This window comes from Aquibium sp. ELW1220 (genome assembly GCF_030398385.1).
GTDB lineage: Bacteria > Pseudomonadota > Alphaproteobacteria > Rhizobiales > Rhizobiaceae > Aquibium.
In genome coordinates this window covers 264,424-271,818 of record NZ_JAOAOQ010000004.1, presented here as the reverse complement: position 1 = coordinate 271,818, position 7,395 = coordinate 264,424, and the positions used below count along the sequence as shown (strand labels likewise).

The 7,395-nt window shown below is 70.2% G+C and carries 4 protein-coding genes; 1 reads left to right on the top strand and 3 read right to left on the bottom strand.

Going from position 1 to position 7,395, the window contains the following annotated elements; translation table 11 throughout:
* Nucleotides 1–581: 581 nt before the first annotated feature.
* On the bottom strand, nt 582–1,493 hold the full coding sequence (locus N1F91_RS06020; RefSeq protein ID WP_289990836.1) for a hypothetical protein: 912 nt from the start codon (nt 1,491–1,493) through the stop codon (nt 582–584).
* 201 nt (nt 1,494–1,694) lie between these two features.
* Nucleotides 1,695–2,651 carry a LysR substrate-binding domain-containing protein gene (locus N1F91_RS06015; protein ID WP_289990835.1) on the bottom strand — a complete coding sequence of 319 codons (957 nt, stop codon included), beginning with the start codon at nt 2,649–2,651 and terminating at the stop codon, nt 1,695–1,697.
* Nucleotides 2,652–2,831: 180 nt separating this feature from the next.
* On the opposite strand from N1F91_RS06015, the gene N1F91_RS06010 reads away from it, so the two are divergent.
* Nucleotides 2,832–3,143: a DUF1127 domain-containing protein gene (locus N1F91_RS06010; protein WP_289990834.1), complete on the top strand. Its 312-nt coding sequence runs from the start codon at nt 2,832–2,834 to the stop codon at nt 3,141–3,143.
* A gap of 251 nt (nt 3,144–3,394) precedes the next feature.
* On the opposite strand, the gene N1F91_RS06005 is transcribed toward N1F91_RS06010, so the two are convergent.
* A complete protein-coding gene (locus N1F91_RS06005; protein ID WP_289990833.1) occupies nt 3,395–7,231 on the bottom strand; it encodes a hypothetical protein in 3,837 nt (1,278 codons plus the stop codon).
* Nucleotides 7,232–7,395 lie beyond the last annotated feature (164 nt).

Genomic DNA, 7,395 nt, shown 5'->3' with positions numbered 1-7,395 from the left:
AGGCGCGGCCGGCGGCGATGTCGGCCTTGGCCGCCATCGAGCCGAGCACCGCAATCATGCTCCTCAGCTTCCGCCCGTTCCGTACCGCACCACCCACGTCGTCCGTCCTCCTTCAGCTGCGGTCATTGTGCGGCAGCGTGGGAGGGGTGTGGACAGAGCGGGGTGAAATTCGTGCAAAGGGTTGATTTCCTTGGCGATGGCAGACGCGGATCGGGTGCCGGAAATGCGGGGACAGTTTACTTAATTCGGATCGGGAACGACTGCGGAAGGCGTCGGAACCTACCGAATTAAGTAAACTGTCCCCGGATTTCCCTCCGCCCGACGGTGCCAGACCGGCGACGCTCGCGGTTCGGTCCGGCGGCGTCCCCCCTCCGCCTCGCTTCGCTCGGCACCTCCCCCCACTTCGTGGGGTTGGAGGATGGGCGTCGCGGCTGGCTGCCCCACCGGCTTGTCATCCCGGATACGTCGTCCTTCGCCGCGCTCGAGCGCCGTTGCGGGACGACAATGCCGGGGAGCGAGTGGATACAGACGAAAGAAGCGGCCGGAGCCGCTTCTTTGCAGTCGGATTTCGGTCGGACGTATCAGTCGACCGCGGGGGTGGCGCCCTGCCAGCGGGCGATGTTGGGGAGGTCGAAGGCGGTGGCGCGGTGGCGCTCCTGCGGGCCGGAGGCGCCGAAGCGGAACTTCAGGCCGGCACGGAAGGTGTGGTCGGTGAGCTTGTCCGGCGTGCCGCCGTCGCTGTCCTCCACGAGGTGGAGACCTTCGTAGGCCCCGTACACCGAAAGCGCGCCGCTCTCGGTTGCAGCGTGCTCGAGTTCGACGCCCCAAGCGTAGACGTCGAGTTCATCCTCGTCGATGCCCTCGTCGAAATCCTGGGTGCCGTTGGCATAGGCGAAGTCGCCCTGCAGCATCGTCCGTCCGCCGTTGAAGAAGACCTGACCGATGCCGCGCACGAAGTAGGCGTCGGTGAAAAGCTCGCCGTCCTCGCTGTCGGCGCCGATGTAGCCAGCCTGAAAGCCCAATGCGGCAGAGGCGAAGTTGACCTTGCCCTCGGCGCCGCCGAAGTAGATCGGGCCCTCTTCGTCCGTGGTCCAGACCTTGCCGCCGCCGCCGAAGACGCCGAGTAGCATATGCCCGTTCGTCCAGGCGAGGTGACCGCCGCCGGTGAGGCCGCCTTCATAGGTGTCGTCGTCAAGCCCGTCGTCGTGGAAGGCGCCTTCGCCGTCGGCTTCGAATTGCAGCAGGCCGGTCTCGCCCACCGGAAGCGCGATCATGCCCCCGAGACCCAGCAGCGGCAGGCCGTCGTCCTCCTCGTCTCCGATGACGTCGTCGCCGTTCCTCGACAGATAGCCGCCCCAGACGTCCATCTCCAGGATGACCGCGCGTTCGGCCGGGGTCAGCGGCGCTTCCACCATGACGTCGGCCGCGTGCGCAGACGTCATGACGATGGCGGAAACGGCCGCCATTCCGAGCATGAGAGACGAGTTGCGCATCTTGTGTAATCCTCCGCACAGACTTCTTGATTCATTTGATAGCTAACTATGACGCCGGCCATTGCCACAACAATCGCCGACAAGTTGTGCCTGGCGCTTGTTGCCGACCGTTGCCGGAAAGTCACAACGGCTTGCAGTCGCACAGGGCCAGAAGGGCCACTCACGAAGCGAAGGGTCTTGAGCAGCGCGCCGGGCGCGGCCTCACCAGCCCGCCATCTGCCCCGGCTTGTGGCGGCGGCCGCGCATGGCAAGCCCGATGGCGGCGAAGTCGAAGCTGCCGGGATCCTCGGGCGCGGGGAGCGAGATGTTGTCGAGGCTTTCGGCGATGTGGCGGGCGAGCGCCTCGACGATCTCGGGCTGGCTGGAATGGCCGCGCAGGATGCCGATGCGGCCGTCGGGCAGGGCCGGAAAACCCTCGCTTTCGGTGAGCACCCGCATGCCGGGGCGCAGGGCGCATTCAGGCAGGACGGCGACGGCGAGCCCCGCCAGCACCGAGGCGATGATGACGGTGGCCGACCAGGAGGTGAACAGGATGCGGTGCTCGCGCTCGACGCGGTCGAGTGCGTCGAGCGTCGCCTGGCGCCAGAGACAGGTGGGGCGGCCGACGGCCAGCGGCACGACGGGCTCTTCGTGCACCATGTGGTTGGCCGAGGTGACCCACAGCAGCGGCTCGCGGCGCACAACCTCGGACGGCGACCGCTCGTCGTCATGGGTGACGAGGGCGATGTCGAGCTGGCCGCGGCGGATCAGCTCGACGAGGTTGACGGTCGGCTCGCAGATGACGGAGAGCTCGACACGCGGATTGGAGCGGGCGAAGCGGGCCATGATCTCGGGCAGGAAGCGGTCGGCATAATCGTCCGGCGTGCCGATGCGGATCGAGCCCTCGAGGCGGTTGTCGTCGAGGGCTGCCAGCGCCTCGCGGTTCAGCCGCATCATGCGCCGCGCATAGGCAAGCAGCCGCTCGCCGTCCTCGGTCAGCCGGTTGGTGCGGCCCTCCTTCTCGAACAGCGGCTTGCCGACGCGCTCTTCCAGACGGCGCATCTGCATGGACACGGCCGACTGGGTGCGGAAGACCTCGTCGGCGGCGCGGGTGAAGGAGCCGGTGTCGGCGATGGCGATGAAAGTCTGGAGCTGGTCGAGATCGAGCGGGGCGGCCATGGGACAATCCATCAGCTTGGTTGATGTCAAAGATTAAAAACATTCGTTCGACTAATCAATCCGTCGCTGCCAGAACGGCATCGTTCCGCCAACGGGCACGAAACGCCGAGAAGCGCCGGGGAATCCGCTCCCGCGCAAAGGATTCGTGCGTGCCGCGGCAAGCAACGAAGGAGAACGACCATGACCGCCCTCGACACCCGCACCACCCTCTCGCCCGCCACCGTGCGTCCGGCGCTCGGGCTGCGCGTGGCGAACGCTGCCGTGGCCGCGGTCAATCTCCTGGCGAAAATCTTCCGCGCCTGGCGAAACCGCCGCGAGATCTACCGCCTCGGCGAGATGAGCGACGCGCAGCTGTCCGACATCGGCCTGACGCGCAGCGACCTGCACGTGGTGTGGCAGTCGCCCTTCGGCGTCGACCCGACCGAGCAGCTCGGCCAGATCTCGGAAGCGCGCATCCGCGCCTACGAGGCGCTGGCGCGGCGCATCGGCTGAACCGACCCGCCCGAATTCGCCGTGCGCCCGCGGGCGCCGGCTTCCCCGACCGCAGGCCCCTGACTCCCGCCGGTCCCCCCGGCCATGCCTGCCACCTTGCCCGGCCGCTCCCACCCAGGAGCCGCCGGGCATTTTTCGTTGGCGGGTCTGCTCAGAGTTTCTGAATCAATCGAGGATGCGAAAGAATGCCCCTGTAATCCTTGAGATTTTTGGCTCAAGCTGCGCGGAAACGGGCATTCTTTCACATCCTCTCAGGCGAAGGATTCGTAGGCCTCGATGATCGAGGCGAGCTGCTGCGAGCTCATCACGGCGGTCTGGCTCGATGTCAGCGCCTGCAACTGCACCTGGCTCAGGCCGAGGATCTGCGCGCCCGACAGGCCGGGAATGGCGGCGGTGCCGATGGCGGCGATGTCTTCGGTGGAGAACTGCGCGAGGTCGCCGGTCTCGAGCGCGCCGATCTGCTCGGCGGTCATGGCGGCGACCTGGGCCGGCGTGAAGGCCTCGACCTGCTCGGCCGAGAGCGCCGACAGCTGCGCGGTCGAGAAGCCCGATATCGCGTCGACGTCGATGGCTGCGATCTGCGGCGGCGTGATGGCGCCGATCCGGTCGGTGCCGAGCGAGGCGACCTGCAGCGCGCTCAGCGCCCCGACCTGGATGGCGGTGAGTGCGCCGAGCTGGTCGCCGCTCATGGCGCGCAGCTGGTAGTAGGTGAGCTTCTCGATCTGGGCCGGCCGCAGCGCCGCCGTCTGCTCGAGCGACAGCGCGCCGATGGTGTCGGACGACAGGCCCTGCAGCGCGGTGGCATCGATGGCGGCGATGTCCTCGGCGGAGAAGGCGGCGATCTTGTCGGCGCCGAGCGCGGCGAGCTGGGCGGATTTCAGGGACGCGACCTGCGTGGTGGTCAGCGCGTCGATCTGGGCGGCAGACAGCGCGCCGATCTGGGTCGCGCTCAGGCTGGAGATCACGCCCGTCGTCAGCGCCGCCACCTGCTGCGGCGTGAAGGCCGCGATCTGGCCGGCGCCGAGCGCCAGGAACTGCGTGCCGGAGAGCGCGCCGGCCTGCGCGGTGGTGAGCGCGCCGATCTGCTCTTCGGTCATGGCCGCGACCTGCGCCGGCTTCAGCGCCGCGATCTGCGCCGTGGTCAGGGCGGAGATCGTGGTGGGGGCGAGGCCGGCGAAGCTGGCGGCGGGCAGGCCGGACAGGCCGGACGGGCTGAGCGCGGCGATGGTCTCGGGGTTCAGGCTTTCCAGCACCGCCCCCGAAAGGGCTCCGACCTGCGATGCCGTGAGCGCGGCAAGCTGCGTCGACGTCAGCGCGGTGACCTGGGTCGCCGTCAGGGCGGCCATGGCATCGGTGGAGAGGCCGGAGAGCCCCTTCGTCGACAGCGCGGCCAGACGGTCTGGGGCGAGTGCGGCGACGGTCTCGGTGGCGAGCGCTGCGACCTGGACGGCGCCGAGCGCGCCGATCTGTCCGGTGGACAGGGCGTCGAACTGCGCGGGCGTGAAGGCAGCGACCTGCACCGGCTTCAGGGCGGCGATCTGGGCGGTGGTCAGCGCCGCGACCTGCTCGGTGGCCAACGCCGCGACGGTCTCGGCGGAGAGGCCGGAAATGGCCGTGGTGGAGATCGCGGCGATGTCGGCGGACGAGAAGGTCTGCAGCGCCGCGGTTCCGAGCGCGCCGACCTGGGCGGCAGACAGCGCGGCGATCTGGGCGGTCGTGAAGGTATCGACCTGGCCCGCGGTGAGGGCCGCGACCTGGTCGGTGGTGAGGCCGGCGACGGTTTTTGGCGCGAGCGCGCCGATCTGTTCGGCCGACAGGCCGGACAGCGCCTCGACGTCGAGGGCTGCGACCTGGGTGGCCGTGAGCGCGGCGACCTGGGTGGTCGACAGCAGGGCCAGCTGCGCCGGCGTCATCGCCGCGACCTGGGCGGGAGCGAGCGCGGCGATCTGCGTCTTCGTCAGGGCCGCGACCTGGTCGGCGCCGAGCGCGGCGATGGCGTCCAACGACAGGCCGGTGATGGCCGTGGTGCGGATCGCGGCGATCTCGGCCGCGGTGAAGGTGGCAAGCTCGGCCGCGCCGAAGGCCGCGACCTGGGTCCCGCCGAGACCGGCGACCTGCGCGGCGGTGAGCGCCTCGGCCTGCGCGGTCGACAGGGCGGCGATCTGGGTGGTGGTGAGGCCGGCGACGGCCTTGGCCGACAGCGCGGCGATCTGGGTGGTCGAGAACGCCGCCATCGCCTCGGTATCCATGGCCGCGACCTGGCTGGAGGTCAGGGCGCGGACCTGGGTGACGGTGAGAGCCTCGACCTGAGCGGGCACCAGCGCCGCCACCTGGGCGGGCTTCAGCGCGGCGACCTGCGCGGCCGTGAGCGCGGCGACCTGGGTTTCGGAGAACGCGGCCATGGTGTCGGCCGACAGGCCGGAGACGGCGGTGGGCTTGATCGCTGCGAGTTTCAGCGTGGTGAAAGTCTCGGCGACCGCATCCCCGAGCGCGCCGACCTGCGCGGCGGTGAGGGCACCGACCTGCGCGGTCGACAGCGCTTCGACCTGTGCGGTGCCGAGGGCGGCGACCTGGGCGGTGGTCAGGCCGGGGATGGCCTTGGGGCCGAGGGCTGCGAACTGCTCGGTGGACAGACCGGCGACGGCATCGGCCGGCAGCGCGGCGACCTGGGCGGCCGTCATCACCTTGACCTGGGCGGTGGTCAGCGCCGCGACCTGCTGGGCGTCGAGCGCCCCGACCTGGCCCGGGCGAAGCGCTGCGACCTGGCGCGTCGTGAAGGCGGCGACCTGGCCGACGTCGAGGGCGGCGATGGCGTCGCTGGTCAGCCCGGCGAGCGCGGTGACGTTGATCGCCGCGATCTCGGCGGTCGAGAAGGTCTGGATCGCGGCGACGTCGAGCGTGCCGATCTGGCGCGCGTTGAGCGCCGCGATCTGGGTGGCGGTGAAAGCGTCGGCCTGCTCGATGCCGAACGCACCCATCTGTGCCGTGGTGAGGCCCGGAATGGCGCGCGCGGAAAGTGCGGCCACCTGTTCCGTCGAGAAGGCGGCGATGGCTTCGGTGGAAAGCACGGCGACCTGCCGCGAGGTCAGCGCGGCGACCTGGGTTGCGGTCAGCGCGCCGACCTGCGCGGTTGACAGGGCTCCGACCTGCGACGGCTTCAGCGCCGCGACCTGGGCCGGCAGGAGCCCCGCGACCTGTCCGGCCGAGAGCGCGGCGACCTTTTCGTCGGAGAGGCCGCCGATGGCGGTGGTGCGGATGGCGCCGATGTCGTCGGCGGAGAAGGCGGCGAGCGCTTCGGCGGAGAAGGCGGCGACCTGCGTGGCGTTGAGCGCGCCGATCTGCCCGGTCGAGAGGGCGTCGACCTGGCCGCTGGAAAACGCGCCGATCTGGGCTGCCGTCAGTCCGGCCACCGCCCGCGTCGACAGCGCGGCGATCTGGTCGGTCGAAAAGGCGGCGACGACCTCGGCGCTCAGCGCCTTGACGTGCGAGGAGTTGAGCGCGCCGACCTGCGCTGTCGACAGAAGGGCGATCTGGCCGGTGGTGAAGGCGGCGACCTGGGCGGGCTTCATGGCTCCGACCTGCGACGGTGTCAGGGCTGCGATCTGGTCGGCACTCAGCGCGGCGATGCCGTCGGCCGTCAGGCCCGGGATCGCGGTGGTGCGGATGGCGGCAATGTCGGCGGTGGAGAAGGTCTGCAACGCGGCGGAATCGAGCGCGGCGAGCTGGCGCGCACTCATGCTCGCGACCTGGGACGACGTCAGCGCCTCGGCCTGCGCGGCGGCGAGGCCGGCGATCTGCGAGGCGGTGAGGGCTGCGACCTGCGAGCCGCCGAGCCCCGCGATGCGATCGGTGGCGAGAACGGCGAGCTGGTCCAGGCTGAAGCCGACGATGGCGCGCGGGGCGATGGCGCCGACCTGGGTGGTTGACAGCGCCGCGACGCTGTCCGGCTGGAGCGCGCCGACCTGGCCCGACGACAGGGCCTGAATCTGGGCGGTGGAAAGCTGGGCGACGTCTTCTTCGGTCCAGGCCGCGATGGTGGAGGCCGGCAGCGCCCGGATCTGGATCACCGAAAGCGATGAGATGGTCATGAAGGAAGCCCCCGCAGCCTTTCGTTCCGGCCCCGCGCGGGGCCGCACCGGGCGGGCGCACGGGCTGGCTCTCCCGCACGGCCGGTCGGCGTCGGCGCGAGACTAGGTCTCCAGGCTTGCCCGAGCCTGTGTTCGAGCGGATCGGGGAGGACGGTTTGAGCCCC

What these genes read in the sequence shown, in the direction of transcription:
- N1F91_RS06020 (WP_289990836.1), bottom strand. Translation starts at nt 1,493, where the DNA reads ATGCGCAACTCGTCTCTCATGCTCGGAATGGCGGCCGTTTCCGCCATC.
- N1F91_RS06015 (WP_289990835.1), bottom strand. Translation starts at nt 2,651, where the DNA reads ATGGCCGCCCCGCTCGATCTCGACCAGCTCCAGACTTTCATCGCCATC.
- N1F91_RS06010 (WP_289990834.1), top strand. Translation starts at nt 2,832, where the DNA reads ATGACCGCCCTCGACACCCGCACCACCCTCTCGCCCGCCACCGTGCGT.
- N1F91_RS06005 (WP_289990833.1), bottom strand. Translation starts at nt 7,231, where the DNA reads ATGACCATCTCATCGCTTTCGGTGATCCAGATCCGGGCGCTGCCGGCC.